15 protein-coding genes are annotated in these 16466 nt (G+C 32.3%); 12 read left to right on the top strand and 3 right to left on the bottom strand.

The features are described 5' to 3' along the window. Nucleotides 1-156: 156 nt before the first annotated feature. The 4 genes from bioB (at nucleotide 157) to DG508_RS07950 (ending at nucleotide 4968) form a co-directional block, all read left to right on the top strand. A complete protein-coding gene (gene bioB / locus DG508_RS07965) occupies nucleotides 157-1272 on the top strand; it encodes a biotin synthase BioB (protein WP_108867641.1) in 1116 nt (371 codons plus the stop codon). Between the two features lie 76 nt (nucleotides 1273-1348). After that, nucleotides 1349-2215, top strand: a complete 867-nt coding sequence (locus DG508_RS07960; RefSeq protein WP_108867690.1) for a cupin-like domain-containing protein — start codon at nucleotides 1349-1351, stop codon at nucleotides 2213-2215. A 93-nt stretch (nucleotides 2216-2308) separates the two neighbouring features. After that, nucleotides 2309-3469 (top strand): helix-turn-helix domain-containing protein, encoded by a 1161-nt coding sequence (locus DG508_RS07955; RefSeq protein ID WP_159090751.1) that lies wholly within the window; start codon nucleotides 2309-2311, stop codon nucleotides 3467-3469. Between the two features lie 92 nt (nucleotides 3470-3561). Then, nucleotides 3562-4968: a S41 family peptidase gene (locus DG508_RS07950; RefSeq protein WP_108867639.1), complete on the top strand. Its 1407-nt coding sequence runs from the start codon at nucleotides 3562-3564 to the stop codon at nucleotides 4966-4968. A gap of 113 nt (nucleotides 4969-5081) precedes the next feature. Here the strand turns inward: DG508_RS07950 and DG508_RS07945 are convergent, their stop codons facing one another. Further along, nucleotides 5082-5564, bottom strand: a complete 483-nt coding sequence (locus DG508_RS07945) for a regulatory protein RecX (RefSeq protein WP_108867638.1) — start codon at nucleotides 5562-5564, stop codon at nucleotides 5082-5084. 209 nt (nucleotides 5565-5773) lie between these two features. Here DG508_RS07945 and DG508_RS07940 point away from each other — a divergent pair, with 209 nt between their 5' ends. Together DG508_RS07940 and DG508_RS07935 are read left to right on the top strand one after the other, a co-directional pair. Then, complete coding sequence (locus DG508_RS07940; RefSeq protein ID WP_159090749.1) at nucleotides 5774-8014, top strand: lantibiotic dehydratase family protein; 2241 nt, start codon at nucleotides 5774-5776, stop codon at nucleotides 8012-8014. Between the two features lie 55 nt (nucleotides 8015-8069). Then, nucleotides 8070-8942 (top strand): thiopeptide-type bacteriocin biosynthesis protein, encoded by an 873-nt coding sequence (locus DG508_RS07935; RefSeq protein ID WP_108867636.1) that lies wholly within the window; start codon nucleotides 8070-8072, stop codon nucleotides 8940-8942. Nucleotides 8943-9003: 61 nt separating this feature from the next. Here DG508_RS07935 and DG508_RS07930 read toward each other — a convergent pair whose 3' ends face one another. Both DG508_RS07930 and DG508_RS07925 read right to left on the bottom strand, forming a co-directional pair. Next, nucleotides 9004-10542, bottom strand: coding sequence for an Rne/Rng family ribonuclease (locus DG508_RS07930; protein WP_108867635.1), 1539 nt, complete (start codon nucleotides 10540-10542; stop codon nucleotides 9004-9006). 279 nt (nucleotides 10543-10821) lie between these two features. Beyond that, nucleotides 10822-11112: an HU family DNA-binding protein gene (locus tag DG508_RS07925; protein ID WP_024768281.1), complete on the bottom strand. Its 291-nt coding sequence runs from the start codon at nucleotides 11110-11112 to the stop codon at nucleotides 10822-10824. A 130-nt stretch (nucleotides 11113-11242) separates the two neighbouring features. Here DG508_RS07925 and mutY point away from each other — a divergent pair, with 130 nt between their 5' ends. The 6 genes from mutY to DG508_RS07895 all read left to right on the top strand — a co-directional run bounded on the left by mutY (nucleotide 11243) and on the right by DG508_RS07895 (nucleotide 16409). Next, nucleotides 11243-12331, top strand: a complete 1089-nt coding sequence (mutY, locus tag DG508_RS07920) for an A/G-specific adenine glycosylase (protein WP_108867634.1) — start codon at nucleotides 11243-11245, stop codon at nucleotides 12329-12331. A 162-nt stretch (nucleotides 12332-12493) separates the two neighbouring features. Next, entirely contained in the window at nucleotides 12494-12958 is a 465-nt protein-coding gene (locus DG508_RS07915; RefSeq protein WP_108867633.1) for a single-stranded DNA-binding protein, read from the top strand. Nucleotides 12959-12982: 24 nt separating this feature from the next. Next, nucleotides 12983-14305, top strand: coding sequence for a gliding motility-associated protein GldE (locus tag DG508_RS07910; RefSeq protein WP_108867632.1), 1323 nt, complete (start codon nucleotides 12983-12985; stop codon nucleotides 14303-14305). Then, nucleotides 14295-14867 (top strand): gliding motility lipoprotein GldD, encoded by a 573-nt coding sequence (gldD, locus tag DG508_RS07905; RefSeq protein ID WP_108867631.1) that lies wholly within the window; start codon nucleotides 14295-14297, stop codon nucleotides 14865-14867. The genes DG508_RS07910 and gldD overlap by 11 nt, the downstream gene beginning before the upstream one ends. Nucleotides 14868-14960: 93 nt before the next feature. Beyond that, nucleotides 14961-15836: a DMT family transporter gene (locus DG508_RS07900; protein ID WP_108867630.1), complete on the top strand. Its 876-nt coding sequence runs from the start codon at nucleotides 14961-14963 to the stop codon at nucleotides 15834-15836. Between the two features lie 99 nt (nucleotides 15837-15935). Beyond that, nucleotides 15936-16409, top strand: coding sequence for a DUF4199 domain-containing protein (locus DG508_RS07895; RefSeq protein WP_108867629.1), 474 nt, complete (start codon nucleotides 15936-15938; stop codon nucleotides 16407-16409). Nucleotides 16410-16466 lie beyond the last annotated feature (57 nt).

Genomic DNA, 16466 nt, shown 5'->3' with positions numbered 1-16466 from the left:
AAGCAGACATAATGCGTATCTTGAAAATCTAGAAAAGTTTTTTAAACTATTTAAAAGGTTTTTAGGAATAAAGTAGTGATATTTGTCAGCAAAGTTTGTAGCTTTTGTAGTCAAATAGCAATTCAGATTTTTTTACATTTTAATTATTAATGATTTATGAGCATTATTAGACACGATTGGACAGAGCAAGAGATTCTTGATATTTACAATATGCCTTTAATGGATTTATTGTATAAGGCAGCTACAATTCATAGAGAATGTCATGACCCAAATACAGTACAGGTTTCTACACTGTTATCGATAAAAACAGGAGGGTGTCCAGAAGATTGTGGATATTGTCCGCAAGCTGCAAGATATCATACCGACATAGAAGGTAACGACTTGATGAGTGTGCGACAAGTAAAAGCTCAGGCACTTCGTGCAAAATCTTCAGGTAGTTCAAGAGTATGTATGGGTGCGGCTTGGCGTAATGTTAAAGATGGTCCAGAATTTGAAAATGTATTAGAGATGGTACGTACCATCAATAAACTGGATATGGAGGTATGTTGTACCTTGGGAATGATTACTGAAAATCAAGCTCAGCGATTAGCAGAAGCTGGATTATACGCCTATAACCATAACCTAGATACCTCAGAAGATTATTATAAAGAAGTAATTTCTACTCGTGGATTTGAAGATCGTTTAAAAACGATTGAGAATGTTAGAAAAACCAATGTAACCGTATGTAGTGGTGGGATTATTGGAATGGGAGAAAAAGTTGAAGATCGAGCAGGAATGCTGGTTGCTTTGTCTAGATTAAGCCCACAGCCAGAATCTGTTCCTATAAATTCTTTGGTAGCTGTAGAAGGAACACCAATGGAAGAGCAAGAACCTGTATCTATGTGGGATATGATTAGAATGGTAGCCACCACTCGAATTGTAATGCCAATAACACAAGTAAGACTTTCTGCTGGTAGAACAGAAATGAGTAGAGAAGGACAAGCGATGTGTTTCTTTGCAGGAGCAAATTCAATTTTTGCAGGAGATAAATTGTTGACAACCCCTAATCCAGATGTGCATCAGGATATGGAAATGTTTAAAATGTTAGGATTAAACCCTCAAAAACCATTTGTTAAAAAAGCACAACCAGAAACAGTAGAAGCAGAAAACTCTAAGTTTCAGCCTAAAGGAGAAAAACCTAAATGGACAAGGCCACAACATACTATTGATAGAAATGAAACTGCAAAGCAGAAGGCTAGAGAGATAAAAAAAGAAGCAATAGCAGATAAGTAAACTGTTTAGAGCTGTAATCTTGTGGTGTAATTATATAGACTTAATTTTAAAGTACATTTCATAGTAGTCAGTGAAATTGAATTTAGAACAAATACCAAGGGTAAAAACGATTACCAAAGAGAAATTTCTGAAAGAGTATGTTCAATTGCAAAAACCAGTTGTAATTGAGCAGTTGATTATGGATTGGCCTGCGTATAAAAAATGGGATCTTTCATATATTAATTCTATAGCAGGAGATAAAACCGTGCCTTTGTACGATGATAGACCTATCTCATCAGAATTTAAATTTAATGAGGCTCATACTAGTATGAGAATGAGTGAGTATTTAGGTTTGCTAGAAAAAGGATCAACCAATTATCGTATATTTTTATATAATCTACTTAAGGAGGCACCCAAACTTCAAGATGATTTTAAATACCCTGATGAAATAGGGTTAAAATTCATGAAGAAACTACCTTTTCTGTTTTTTGGAGGGAGTGGCTCTAAAGTATTTATGCATTATGATATAGATTTGGCTAATATTCTTCATTTTCATTTTCATGGAGAAAAGCAATGTATCTTGTTTCCTCCTTCAGAAACAAAATTTTTATATAAAGTTCCTCATGCATTAATATCACATCAAAATATCGATTTTAATGCCCCTGATTTTAAAAAATGGCCAGCATTACAACATGCTAAAGGCTATATAACAAATTTAAAACACGGAGAAACATTATACATGCCAGAAGGATATTGGCATCAGATGACCTATTTAACCCCAGGGTTTTCGATGAGTATTCGTTCTGTATCTAGAAAGACAACCAATTTTATCAAGGCTACCTATAATTTTTTTATAATGAGACATTTTGATAACCTTATGCGTAAAAGTAGAGGGCAAAAATGGATAGATTATAAAAATGAAGAAGCAATTCTACGAACCAACAAAAGAAACGGGTATTCATAAAAAGAGAATAGAATGTATACCCTGTAGTATGTTTTATTTGAAATAGTATTAAGAAGTGAAATAAGTTTGCTTTGCCTCTTAAAAATGATTGTAATGAATATTCTCAGACTTCTATTATTAATCAGCGCTTCTCAAGGATTTATTTTTGGAGCAGTCATTTTATTATCCCCATTTTTTAGAACCAAAACCAATAATTATTTAGGGTATTCTATAGTATTGCTTTCTGTGTTGATGCTGAATATGTTTATGGATAGTATAGGAGTGTTCGATACTTATAAAGAACTAAATATACTTGATGATATAGAATGGGTTTTTCTTTTCCCAGTGATGGTCTTCTTTTATATAACCAAGTTAATCAATAATGATATACATAACAGTAAAAAATTAAAATGGCTATATGTGCCAATTGCGATTTCAATACTCCTTAATATCATTTTTACTATAGAAGTTGACTATGGATTTAACATATTAAACATAGAAGAATACTATTCAATAATATTCGAGATAGAAGAAATAAGCTATTATATGTTTAATCTTTTATTGATGATATGGTTATATGTTCTTATAAAGAAAACTCCATTAATAGGTAACGAAGAGAATGTAAAATGGGTTCGTTTATTATGGAGTAGTATGTTTGTAATCACAATTCTCTGGATTGTATTAGGTAGTATAGAATTTTTTTGGATAGAAGAAGAATATGTTTTTGAAGGGGTGCTGGTTGTGGTGCTTTCGTTTTTTATATATTGGATTTTTTATAATGGGATTTATCGATTAAAACTGGCCAAAGATCAAAAAGAAATTTTAGAGATATTAAATAAAAAAAACTTCTCCCTTAGAAAAGAAAATTCTGAACATCAAATTGATGAAAATGTTGAAACAAAGAATAATCATGAGGTTTTAGAAGGGTTTTCTAGGGATAATAGATACTTCAAAAAGCTAGAATTTATGTTGTACGACCAGTATGTTTATAGAGACCCTGATTTGAGCAGAGATCTTGTAGCGGAAGAATTAGGGATTAGTCCTGGGTATCTTTCTCAGATTGTAAACTCAATAACAGATAAGAATTTTTCAGCATACATTAATTCATTTAGAGTAGAAGAGGTAAAACAAATGATAGTGGATCCTGAGTTTCATAAATATAGTTTATTGGCAATAGGATTAGAAGCGGGTTTTAAATCAAAAACTACATTTTATAAAACATTCAAAAAAGAAACCGGAAGTACACCAAGTGAATTTAGAAAAGAACGACAATAAAAGTAAGTCCCGATTTATTAACTCTTAATTAAACGGAACACTCGAATAATTTATCATCTATAGTTTTGGTGAAGTATTAAAACTTTAAAAAGATGAATGAGAGAGTAAAAAAAGAAATTTATATTGCGTATTGTGTTAAATTTTTGGTTGTTTTTTATGTGATATTTTGCTTTGCGGCTTGCGAATCAGATGATGATACTCACGATGTAGAAAAATCTAAAAATGGTTTTTGGTTTATAGAAGATAAGGGGTATATAATTGAATTTACAGAAGGTAAAGATGTATTGTATACTATATCCTCTGCTGGATGTGCTATTATGGAAACTGATTTTAAACCCGAAGAATTGGGAGGATTGCGTATAGAGCAGATAAGTACTAATGAACTGTTAGGAACTTCGGATCTTTTTGTTTCAGAAATAAAAATGAGTAGGTTACAGAATCAGAATGAACTTTGTTTGTCAGGTCAAATAGGGAATACAGAAGATCCAAAAGTTAATTTCGATTACTTTTGGAATATTTTTAATGACTATTATGCTTTTTTTGAAAGACGAAATGTGAATTGGTCTGAGTTTGAAAATGTAAGAGATCAAGTTACTGAAGATAATTTTTATGATATTGTTGAAGAATTAGTATTGCAGTTAAAAGATGGACATGTAAGTGTAAAAGATGAAAATAAAGGTGTAGAAATTGAACCTGGTTTTTCGAATTTAGTAGAAAGATTGAATGAACATCTTGAGGAGCCATATCGTATAGAGAGTACAGAGGACTATTGGGATGTTCTGGATGGAAAAATGAATGTAATTGCAGAAACTTATCTCAAAGGAGAATTCAATCAAAATGCCGAAGAAAATATGTTTTGGGGATTGGTAACTGATCAGATAGGATATGTTGCAATTCTTGAGATGGAAGACTTTGGAACAAGTCTTGAAAATGAGAGAATCGCTCTAAACGAAGTATTAGATGAGATGATGAATGATTTTGAAAAATCTGGAGTTTCCAAGTTAATTATAGATGTTAGAGCCAATGGAGGAGGGCATGATAAAATTTCATTAGATATCGCCTCCCGTTTTGTAAATAAAGAAACAGTAGTCGGAACAAAAAAGGCAAAACTAGGAGAAGGCTTTACAGAGCCTCAGACAATATCTATTAGCCCTAAAGGATCATATCAGTTTACAGGAGAGATCGCTCTTTTGACTAGTCCTGTCACATCTAGTGCGGCAGAAATATTTACCCTAGCGATGAAGGGTTTACCGTATGTAAACCTTATAGGAGAGAATACCAATGGAATCCTTTCTGATGAATTAACACATGTGTTGCCAAATGGAGCAAGAGTGGTGTTATCTAATGAGGTGTATAGTGATCCAGAAGGAATTGTTTTTGAAGCCGTAGGTATGGGGCCAGAAAAAGAAGAAAATAAAGTGCCATTTTTGTCTACTCTAGATTTTGATAACAAAATTGATAGTGGGATAGAAAGGGCTATTGACTTACTGGGTAATTAATAGGGTGTTTGTTTATTGTGTTGAGCAAAGTCAAGAAGCAAAAAGCTTTAGTGTTGAATGTGTTTCTTGACTTTGTTTGACGTGATAAAGATTTATTAGTGTTATTTCACAAGTTAAAATGATATGAGTTCATTTGCTTTCTCATACACAAGATTTGTTTCCCATCCTCGATATAGTAAGTAATCTACGAGTTTTTTATATTTTTTGTTTTTATCCTGTTCAGAAATACTGTTGTATTTTTTTTCTGCCAGCTCATGAAAGGTGATAAAATAATCCTCTTCCGCTATTTCCTTAAGTGCAGTTTTTATATTATAAGGAGATATTTTACGTAATTTAAGCTCTCTGGTAATACGTTGTTTACCCCATTTTTTGATATTAAATTTTCCTCTGGCAAAACTTTTAGCAAAACGCTCTTCGTTTAGGAAATTATGCTCCAAAAGATGTAAGATGATTTTTTCCTTGGCTTCAGGAATCAGTTTCATCGTTCTCAATTTATCTTCAATATCCTTATGGCAACGCTCTTGGTAGGCACAATAACGTTCCATTTTGTGAGTTGCTTCTGCTACCGTTACAGACTTTATAGGGTACTTATGCATGCAACAAAGGTAAGGCACTTTTGTGATTGAACTCAAGTCATATGAATACAAATCTTAATCAATTAGCTATTATACGTTTAAGTCAGATCATAAAAATAGAAAATAGTATATTTATCTTTTTGATACTAACCATTTAAAAATACCACACACTTTTGAAACTTAAAAATCCATATACTTTTTTCGATAAATTCTGCCTTAGAACGCCTCTTTTGCCTTTAAATTTTTATTACGATCTAACAAAAAATAAGGATATAACTACAGAGGTATTTGTTGATCTTTGGAAGAATGATGAGATTAAAGAAGCAATTTTTCTTGCCTCTCCAGAATTGTTTGCTGAGATTGAAAAATGGTTATCAGGTAGGCTTAATGATGTTAAGAAAGCTAAGAGGTTAGAATCTTCGTTGTTAAAATATCTATCCAGAATGAGTTCTCGCTGTACTCCTTTTGGGCTATTTGCAGGATGTAGCATAGGAGCATTTGGTGATGAAACTATGATTGTTCTAGATGATTACCGTAAGAATCATAGGCAAACTCGATTTGATATGAATTTTCTGGTAGCACTTTCTCAAAAACTAGCAAAAGAAGAAGTTATAAAAAATCAATTATTGTGGTATCCTAATAACAGCTTATATAAAATTGGAGATCAATACCGGTATATAGAATATCGATATAATTCATATAACCAGAGAGAGCATTCTATAGAGGCTATAGCGTATACAGAGTATTTAGAAATAATACTCAAGAATGCTACTTCTGGTAAAAAGGTTAAGGACTTGGCAATGTTGTTGGTAAATGATGAAATCATCTATCAAGAAGCAGAAGAGTTTATAGATGAGCTTATAAGTAATCAAATCTTGGTAAGTGAGATAGAACCCTCTGTAACAGGAGAAGACTTCTTAGAGCAGCTTGCAAATAGAGTAAGCTACTTAGAAGAAGCAGATGTGTTACTAAAAGAAATTCAATATTATCAAAAGTTTTTGAAAGAAATAGATAATAGATTGGGTAATGAAGTTAATAAATACGTAGAACTAAGTGATAGAGTAGCAAAAATGGAGACCCCGTTTGAATTAAAATATCTTTTTCAAACAGATATGTATACAGGAATTCAGTCAAATCAATTAAATATTCGGTGGGGTTATAAGTTAAAAAGGTTATTGCCATTATTAAATAGAATGAGTAATACACCATCAGAAACAAACTTGCAAAAATTTAAAGATGCGTTTATAAAACGATATGAAACTCAAGAAATACCGCTGGCAATTGCATTAGATACAGAAGTTGGTATTGGGTATTTGCAAAACATGAATGCCAGTGATTCTACTTCTTTTTTAGATGATTTATATATTCCTTCAGCTCCTGTTACAACACAAGAAATACAATGGAATCCAGTACAGGAAATAATAGGTCAAAAATTGCAAAGTATCCATAGGGATAATAAATATTTAATGCTTCTAGAAGATCAGGATTTTGACCATTTAGAGCTTAATTGGAATGATTTACCTGATACAATGTCTACAATTGCGCAAATAGCAACAGTGGATGGAGAAGAGAAAATGATATGCTCGTATATAGTAGGCGCTTCTGCCGCAAATTTACTAGGGCGATTTTCTACTGGAAATCATGATATCTTAGAGCATATACAACAAATTGCAACTGTAGAACAAGAAATGTATGATAATCAGGTTCTTGCAGAAATTGTTCATTTACCAGAGTCAAGGACAGGTAATGTGATAAGAAGAGCAACAATACGTGAATATGAAATCCCTTATTTAGGGAAGTCTAATTTACCCTCTGAACAGCAATTACCAATAGAGGATTTAATGATATCAGTAAGGGGTAATCAGGTTATTTTGCGAAGTAGAATGCTTAATAAAGAAATTATTCCAAGATTAACAAATGCACATAACTATAGCGCAAATGCATTGCCTGTGTATCATTTTTTATGTGATATGCAAAGTCAAGGAAGGAGGCAAAGTATTGGTTTTTATTGGAATGATGTGCTACAAAAACATGCTTTTTTGCCAAGAGTGATATATAAAGATTTTATATTGGCAAAAGCCAGATGGAAGATTACTGTAGCTGATCTTTCCTTTCTAAAAGAGTCAGATGATAAAGAAAGAATGGTGGCTGTAAATGAATGGAGAGCAAATTATAATATCCCCAAGATGGTACAGTTGATAGATGGTGATAATACATTGCTAATACATCTAGAGAATAACAATTCTATACAGATGTGGATAGATTCAATAAAAAAGAAAAAAGAATGTATTATAGAAGAGTTTTTGTTTTCAGAAGAAACCTCTTCTGAAAATGTAGCTGGAGTAGTGCGGCAAAAAGGAATGAATTATAGCAATCAGTTTGTGATCTCTTTATATAATCAAGAAAAACTAGAAAGAGCAAGAGAAAAGAAAGAAAAACAGAGATATGTAGATAAAGAAGTGTTGTTATAAAAATAAATAACAAGTACAAATATCAGTATAAGGAAGATCACATAAATACAACAACATGAGTACAAAAAGAACATTTATATTAGGAGATGAATGGTTATACTATAAGATATATTGTGGGGCCAGAACATCAGATATGCTTCTTACAGAAGCTATAAAGCCTCTTGTAGAGTATTTGGTAAAGCAAGGTGTGATTGATTCTTGGTTTTTTATACGTTATGGGGATCCTGATTTTCATATTAGAATACGATTTCATATTCCAGACATAGAGAAAATAGGAAGCGTTATTCTGCATATCAATAAAGCCCTACAAAAATATGTAGAACAGCAAGTGGTGTATAAGATACAAACAGACACCTATTTGAGAGAATTAGAAAGGTATGGTACGAATAGTATAGATGCTTCAGAAAAATTGTTTTATTGGGATAGTGCTACGTTATTAGAGGCAATATCGATGATAGAAGATGAAGAATTGTATTTTTTGTTTGTGATAAAAGCAATAGATCGATTGTTGGATAGTTTTGGGTATACAAAAGAGGCAAAACTACAATTGGTGTCGCAAAACGGATTAGCTTTCAAAAGAGAGTTTCATGCAGATAAAACCTTGAATAAGCAATTAGATAAAAAATATAGAGGGTTGAAAAACAAAATAACTTTGTTTATAGAAGAAGCTCATGCGGATCAGAATTATATAATTCTCGATAATCTATTAAATCATAAAGAAGAAAACACATCTGTGTACATACAAGAAATTAAGGATCTTCATACCGATAAGAATCTTGAAATGCCGCTAGACGATTTGATGAGTAGTTATATTCATATGTTGGTAAATCGTGCTTTTAGGTCAAAACAACGATTTTATGAATTGGTGTGTTATGATTTTTTATCGCGTTATCATAAAACAAAAGTTAGAAGCAAAGTGTTGATTTAGCGCAAATACAAGAAGTTAGAAAAATAAAAAACCCGACACTTAAAATAAGGTCGGGTTATTTTTATTTTATCATTTCACCATTTTTGTCATGAAAATGATATTCTAAATACGTGTAAGCGTCTCTAGGTACAATCTTTACCCATCTTTTATGGTTAAAAAACCATTTGGATCGGGTGGATGGAAATCCTTTTGTTAAAAAAGCTGCAATAAAAGGATGCGCACTAAGCGTTATCTTTTTATAATCTTTTTTAATTAATTTTTCTAATTCGACTTTTATTTTTTCTACCAAAACTATTGGTGCCTCAACTTCACCATTTGTTCCGTTTGGATCAACCTCACGGGTCTTGATATTCATTTCAGGTCGAACGCGTTGTCGTGTTATCTGAATCAAACCAAATTTACTTGGCGGTAATATTTTATGCTTTGCTCTATCGTCTTTCATCTCTTCTCTTAATTGATTGAAGAGAGTTCTTCGATTTTCAGCATTATTCATGTCAATAAAATCGACTACAATAATACCTCCCATATCTCTAAGACGCAATTGTCTTGCTACTTCAGCTGCGCTAATAAGGTTTACTTCTAGTGCAGTATCTTCTTGATTTTTGGCTTTGTTTGATCGATTGCCGCTATTTACATCGATTACATGCATCGCTTCTGTATGCTCTATAACCAAATAAGCACCCTTACTCATCGATACAGTTTTACCAAAACTTGTTTTGATTTGCCGTTCAATACCGTATTTTTCAAAAACTGGTATTTTAGGATTATGAAGTTTTACAATAGACTCTTTTTTTGGAGCAATTTCTTGCAAATACTCTTTGATTCTGTTGCAGAGATCTTCTTCATCTACAATAATAGAAGTAAAGGTGTCATTAAAAACATCTCTTAATATAGAAGATGCTCTATTCATTTCACCAAGTACTTTTGAAGGGTGGTGAGCTTTGTATAATTTTTTACACATGCTTTGCCATCGCCCTATTAGATTTTGTAAATCTTTGTCTAGTTCTGCTACTTTTTTGCCTTCTGCTACAGTACGTACGATAATTCCGAAACCCTTTGGCTTAATACTTTTTACAAGCCTTTTTAAACGCTCCTTTTCTTCTGATGATTCTATTTTTTGAGAAATAGAAATTCGATTAGAAAAAGGTACTAAAACTATATATCTACCAGCAATCGAAAGCTCAGAGCTTATTCGAGGGCCTTTGGTAGATATAGGTTCTTTTACTATCTGTACTAGTAGTGACTGGTTTGATTTGAGCACATTGGTAATAATACCGTGCTTATCAATATCGTTCTCAAAAGGAAAATCCTTTAGAGAATAGTTTTTTAATTTACCTGTGCTTACACGTTTTATGAATTTAAGTAAAGAAGATACTTGAGGGCCAAGGTCATGATAATGCAAAAATGCATCTTTTTCATAGCCTACATTTACAAATGCAGCATTAAGACCTGGGACAGATTTGCGGATTTTGGCAATAAATATATCACCTACAGCAAAATCACTGTCGTCTTCTTCCTTATGTAATTCAATTAGTTTTCCATCCTTTAGTAAGGCAAAATCCGTAGAGGAACCTGACCTAATGATCAATTCTTTGTTCACTCTGATTAGATTTTTATCCCGATAGCTATCGAGATGGATTAAACAATTTTTCACAGGAATTTTTTACAATTCCGTTGAAATAAAACTTGCATATAGGTAGTGAATATGCTGTTTTATTTCGATTTCAAAGAACTTAACTTTTTAAATAAAAAAAGTAGTTAGAAACTACTTTTTCTTGTGACGGTTGGCTCTTCTTCGTTTTTTACGCTTGTGCGTAGCTACCTTGTGTCTTTTTCGTTTTTTACCACTTGGCATAGTGTACTTTTTATTTAGTTATTATTATTTTACTTCTACGTTCGTTTTTACACCTTCTACAAATACTTTTGCAGGTTTAAACGCAGGTATATTGTGTGCAGGAATTTTGATAGTAGTATTCTTAGAAATATTACGGCCTGTTTTTTCTGCTCTGGTTTTGATAATAAAACTACCAAATCCTCTAAGATATACATTATCTCCACTCTCTAAAGAGCTTTTTACCTCTTCCATAAAGGTCTCAACTGTTGCCTGAACATCACCTTTTTCTATTCCTAGTTTTTCTGAAATTTTTGCTACAATATCTGCTTTAGTCATTATATTACCTATTTAGGGGTTTTTAAATTTTCAAGGGGGCAAATATAAGAATTTAAAAACCAAAAAATCAATACTTAAGATGATATTTTCATCTTTAAACGTTTAATTTTGCAAAACTTATAATTTTACTATGATTTTTTCTAAAAAACTCATTTCGTGGTACTTACAAAACAAAAGAGCAATGCCATGGCGGGAAACCAAAAATCCATATCACATTTGGCTTAGTGAAATTATACTTCAGCAAACCAGAGTAGCACAAGGATTGCCATATTATTTGTCATTTACAGAAGCCTTTCCTACTGTTTTTGATCTTGCCAATGCAAAAGAAGAAGAAGTGTTAAAATTATGGCAAGGTTTGGGGTATTATTCAAGAGCTAGAAACTTACATACTACTGCAAAATATGTAGCAGATGATCTAAAAGGTGTTTTTCCTTCTACATATAATGACCTTTTAAAACTTAAAGGAGTGGGTGATTATACTGCAAGTGCCATTGCTTCTATTTGTTATAACGAAGCAGTTCCTGTAGTAGATGGTAATGTATATAGAGTATTGTCAAGATATTACGGGATCGATACTCCTATTAATACTACTAAAGGGGTAAAAGAATTCAAAGAGTTGGCTATAACATTAATGGATCATGAGCAGCCTGCAGAATATAATCAGGCAATTATGGAGTTTGGAGCTTTACAGTGCAAGCCCCAAAGCCCGTATTGTATTGTTTGTCCTATACAAGATAGTTGTGACGCATTAAAAGAAGGAAGAGTACAGTTGTTACCTGTTAAAATTAAAAAACTAAAAATCAAAAAACGATATTTTAACTACTTAGTTTTTTGCACAGAAAATCAAAAAACAATTGTTCAACAAAGGAAAGGTAAAGGAATTTGGGAAGGGTTATATGAATTCCCTTTAATAGAAGGAGAAGGAGTAGATCATGCTACGATTGATTCTGATGATATTTTTAAAGAAATGGTGAAAGGAAAGAGGTATGAGATAACACCATTTTATGATAAACCTATAGTGCATAAGTTATCTCATCAACATTTACACACTCAGCTCTATATTGTAAAGGTAGAAGAATCTCCATCAATTATTCATAATCAAAAACTTATTGATTGTACTGATATACATGGATATCCCGTTCCTATTTTGTTAGGGAAATTTATAGATAATTTTTTTGATAAAAACTCTATTAAAAAACATTTAAAAAGCATGAGTTAAGAGATGCACAAAGCTATTTGTTTGTTATTTTTTATTACATTTACTATAATAAGAAAACTGTTTTTGGGTTAGTTAAAAAAATAAGAAGATCAAGATGGTGTTATTTATCAAGGTTTATTATTTCTTTGCGCACAATAACCCTAATAAAAACTATAAATAAAAATGTCTGGAACACTAAATAAAGTAATGCTTATTGGGCATACAGGAGATGAGGTAAAGATGCATTATTTTGAAGGAGGTAATTGCATAGGCAGATTTCCACTTGCTACCAATGATTCATATGTCAATAAAAGTACAGGAGAACGTGTAAATTCGACAGAGTGGCATAATATTGTAGTAAGAAATAAAGCTGCAGAAATATGTGAAAAATACCTTAATAAAGGAGATAAGATATATATAGAAGGACGTCTTAAGACTAGAAAATGGCAAGATGAGCAAGGAAAAGATAGATATAGTACAGAAATACAATGTACAGATTTTACTTTTCTTACTCCTAAAAATGAGAGTCAACCTTCTGAATCTGGACCTCAGAATACACGTCAAATGAATGCGCCTGCGGCTGATAATAATACACAGGCAGCTCCATCTAATTCACAGAATATGGAAGAAGATGATCTTCCGTTCTGATATGTTTAACTAAACAAAGATAATTTGGACCCTGATCCTGAACTGTTATTTATTTCATTATTCACTTTTGATATTCTGCAAACCATTAATGTGGTTGTACTTGTTGTATTGCTCATTTTTTCTGCATTGATTTCTGGTAGTGAAGTAGCTTTATTCTCATTGACGCCTACTGACCTTAAAGATGAAGAAAATATCTCTAGGAATCTTAAGATTATAATTAAGTTGCTAGATAGCCCAAAAAAGTTACTGGCGACCATACTGGTGGCAAACAATTTTATCAATATTGCAATTGTATTGCTTTTTGATGCAATAGGAAAAGTGTATTTCAGTAATTTGGATTATGTTTGGTTAGGGTGGATCAATGTAAGGTTTGTAGTAGAGGTAGGATTGGCAACCTTTTTTATATTGTTGTTTGGTGAGATTTTGCCAAAGTTATATGCTAGTAGAAATAGGGTGAAATTTGCTAAGCTTATGGCGCGCCCATTAGGAGCCTTAGATTGGATAATTTCTCCAGTAAGTATTCCTATGAGAAGTGTAACTGTAAGGATGCATAGCCAGTTAGGAAAACAAAAGTCAAATTTAAGTGTAGATCAGTTATCACAGGCATTAGAATTGACATCAGATAATGATACTACAGATGAAGAAAAGAAAATATTAGAAGGGATTGTGTCTTTTGGTAATACAGACACCAAACAAGTAATGCGTCCTCGTATGGATATTTTTGCACTTAATAGTGCTTCCTCATACAAAGAAATTCTTCCAGAAATTATAGAAAAAGGGTATTCTAGAATCCCTGTGTTTGAAGATAGTATTGATAAGGTTATTGGGATTTTGTATGTGAAAGATTTGTTGCCACATATAAATGAAACTTCTTTTGATTGGATTCCATTATTGAGAGAGCCTTATTTTGTGCCAGAAAATAAAAAACTAGATGATTTGCTTAATGATTTTAAAGACAAGAAAAATCACTTAGCTATAGTTGTAGATGAGTATGGAGGAACTAGTGGTTTGATTTCATTAGAGGATATTATAGAAGAAATAGTTGGAGATATTAGCGATGAATTTGATGATGAGGATTTGATTTTTTCAAAACTTGATGATAAAAACTATGTTTTTGAAGGAAGAACGGCCTTAAAGGATTTTTATAAAATACTAAAGCTGGAAGATAGTACTGTATTTGAGAATAAAAAAGGAGATGCCGAAACTATAGCAGGGTTACTGCTTGAGATATCAGGAAGTTTCCCTAAACGAGGAGAAACTATAGCTTTGAATCACTACGCATTTAAGGTAGAGTCATTAGATAATAAGCGAATAAAACAAGTGAAATTAACGATCAATGAGGAGTAAGATAGTTAAGTTTTTTTTGGTAGTAAGTGCGCCAATTGTATTTTTTTCCTGTGGAGGAGAGGTATTGCCTAAGCCTAAAGGAATGTTGCGATTGAGTTATCCTGAGCCAAAGTATAAAGAAGTGTTACTGCCATGTTCATATTCTTTTGAAAAAAATGATCTTTCAGAACTGTATTCGGCAAGAAGAAATCAACGATGTTGGTATAATTTGGAGTATAAAAAAATGAGGGCAACCATGTATATTTCGTATTATCAAGTTAACAATAATTTAGACTCGTTGCTCAGGGATGCTCAGAATCTTACACAAGAGCATGTCGTCAAAGCAGATGGGATTACACAGACTCCTTTTGAAAATAAGAAAAACAATGTCTATGGTGTGTTTTATGAAGTTTCTGGCAATGCAGCATCCCCATCCCAGTTTTATGTAACAGATAGTGTGAATCATTTTATTGTTGGGTCAATGTACTTCAAAGTAAAACCTAATTATGATTCAATACTCCCAGCGGCCAATTACTTGCGTAATGATATGATGCATTTGATGGAAACTATTAATTGGAAATAATAGAAAGGATATTTCAAGAGAATTAATTTTATTGAAAAAACAGCCCTTGTGTATCTATAATTTCATCACTTTTGCAACTATAGTTATAAGGAGATGCAAAACACAAAACTAAAATGGATATACCTAGTAGTATTGTCTTTGGTATGGGGGAGTTCATTTATTCTTATTAAGAAATCATTGATTGGGCTTACGCCTTTGCAATTGGGTGCGCTAAGAACATTATTTGCTGCAACCTTTTTGTTTTTAATTGGATTCAGAAGTATGAAGACCATACAAGCTGCTGATTGGAAATGGATAATTATATCTGCCTTTGCAGGAACATTTATACCCGCCTTTTTGTTTGCCTTTGCCGAAACAGAAATCGATAGTGGTATTGCTTCTATACTTAACTCAACCACTCCTCTGGTTACATTGATATTTGGGGTGTTAATTTTCTCAGTAACATTTAGTAAAAATCAGCTTATAGGTGTTGTTGTAGGGCTTATAGGTTGCTTAGCGCTTATATTAGAAGGAGCATCTGTAAACCCAGATCAAAATTATTGGTATGCATTATTGGTGCTTTGTGCGTCGGTTTGTTATGCGATTAATGTGAATATTATAAAACGATATATGCAGCATATATCTCCTATGGCCATTGCCAATGGAAACTTTCTAGTATTGGTTATTCCAGCATTGATTGTGTTATTTTTTTCTGGTTTTTTTAAGAGTGATGTAATGCATGATCCTATGGTGCATACAAGTTTGGTGTATATATCTATTCTTGCAGTAATAGGAACAGGGATTGCCAAAGTGTTGTTTAATAAGTTGGTTCAGATTAGTACCCCAGTATTTGCAAGTTCGGTAACATATACAATTCCTATTGTAGCATTATTATGGGGGATATTGGATAATGAGAAGTTTACACTGTATCAAGTGTTTGCCTCTGGAGTTATTATTCTTGGAGTATACTTGGCAAACAGGAATAAGTAGTTTTTTAATACATTGAAAAACAATAAATTAACATTTGTTTGTACTTAAAAAAGTTCTGTTTTTCTTATTTTTAAATAAGAACTTTAAAAGATAGAACTTATGAAAAAATCAACTATTCCTGTAAAATACGGTATCCTCATTGCTGTAGGTCTTGTTATATATTTTTTAATTCTTTCTTTGATAGGAGTACAAACAAAGCCTGTTTTTAGCTTAGGTAATGGTATTATTATGGCTTTTGGTTTGTATAGTGCTATGAAGAATTATAAGCATGAAAAAGGAAAAGAGTTTGAGTATCAAAAAGGGTTTATGGCAGGGCTTTTTACTGGGTTTAATGCAACTATTCTTTTCACAATGTTTTTTGCAGTGTATGTAACGAATATTAATGTAGGTTTCTTGCCAGAAATGTTAGCAAACTGGAGCTCACATTATCATGTGGGTGTTGGTATTGTTGTGTTTGTAGCGGCAATTATGGGGTTTGCAACCACTTTTATGCTTACCTTATCGTTTATGCAGCTGTTTAAAGAAAGCTGGAATTCTAAGAAAAATCACAAATCATACTCTGTAGAGGCTTAAAATGTTTGTCATTTAATTAATTAGCAGTATATTTGCACCCGCCTATTTAAAAAAATA

The organism is Aquimarina aquimarini, assembly GCF_900299535.1.
Taxonomy (GTDB): Bacteria; Bacteroidota; Bacteroidia; order Flavobacteriales; family Flavobacteriaceae; genus Aquimarina; species Aquimarina aquimarini.
This window is presented reverse-complemented; position numbering and strand designations above follow the sequence as displayed.

Bases quoted from the DNA above. Each gene is read 5' to 3' on its own strand.
- bioB (WP_108867641.1), top strand. From the start codon at position 157: ATGAGCATTATTAGACACGATTGGACAGAGCAAGAGATTCTTGATATT.
- DG508_RS07955 (WP_159090751.1), top strand. From the start codon at position 2,309: ATGAATATTCTCAGACTTCTATTATTAATCAGCGCTTCTCAAGGATTT.
- DG508_RS07950 (WP_108867639.1), top strand. From the start codon at position 3,562: ATGAATGAGAGAGTAAAAAAAGAAATTTATATTGCGTATTGTGTTAAA.
- DG508_RS07945 (WP_108867638.1), bottom strand. From the start codon at position 5,564: ATGCATAAGTACCCTATAAAGTCTGTAACGGTAGCAGAAGCAACTCAC.
- DG508_RS07935 (WP_108867636.1), top strand. From the start codon at position 8,070: ATGAGTACAAAAAGAACATTTATATTAGGAGATGAATGGTTATACTAT.
- DG508_RS07925 (WP_024768281.1), bottom strand. From the start codon at position 11,112: ATGACTAAAGCAGATATTGTAGCAAAAATTTCAGAAAAACTAGGAATA.
- mutY (WP_108867634.1), top strand. From the start codon at position 11,243: ATGATTTTTTCTAAAAAACTCATTTCGTGGTACTTACAAAACAAAAGA.
- DG508_RS07915 (WP_108867633.1), top strand. From the start codon at position 12,494: ATGTCTGGAACACTAAATAAAGTAATGCTTATTGGGCATACAGGAGAT.
- gldD (WP_108867631.1), top strand. From the start codon at position 14,295: ATGAGGAGTAAGATAGTTAAGTTTTTTTTGGTAGTAAGTGCGCCAATT.
- DG508_RS07900 (WP_108867630.1), top strand. From the start codon at position 14,961: ATGCAAAACACAAAACTAAAATGGATATACCTAGTAGTATTGTCTTTG.
- DG508_RS07895 (WP_108867629.1), top strand. From the start codon at position 15,936: ATGAAAAAATCAACTATTCCTGTAAAATACGGTATCCTCATTGCTGTA.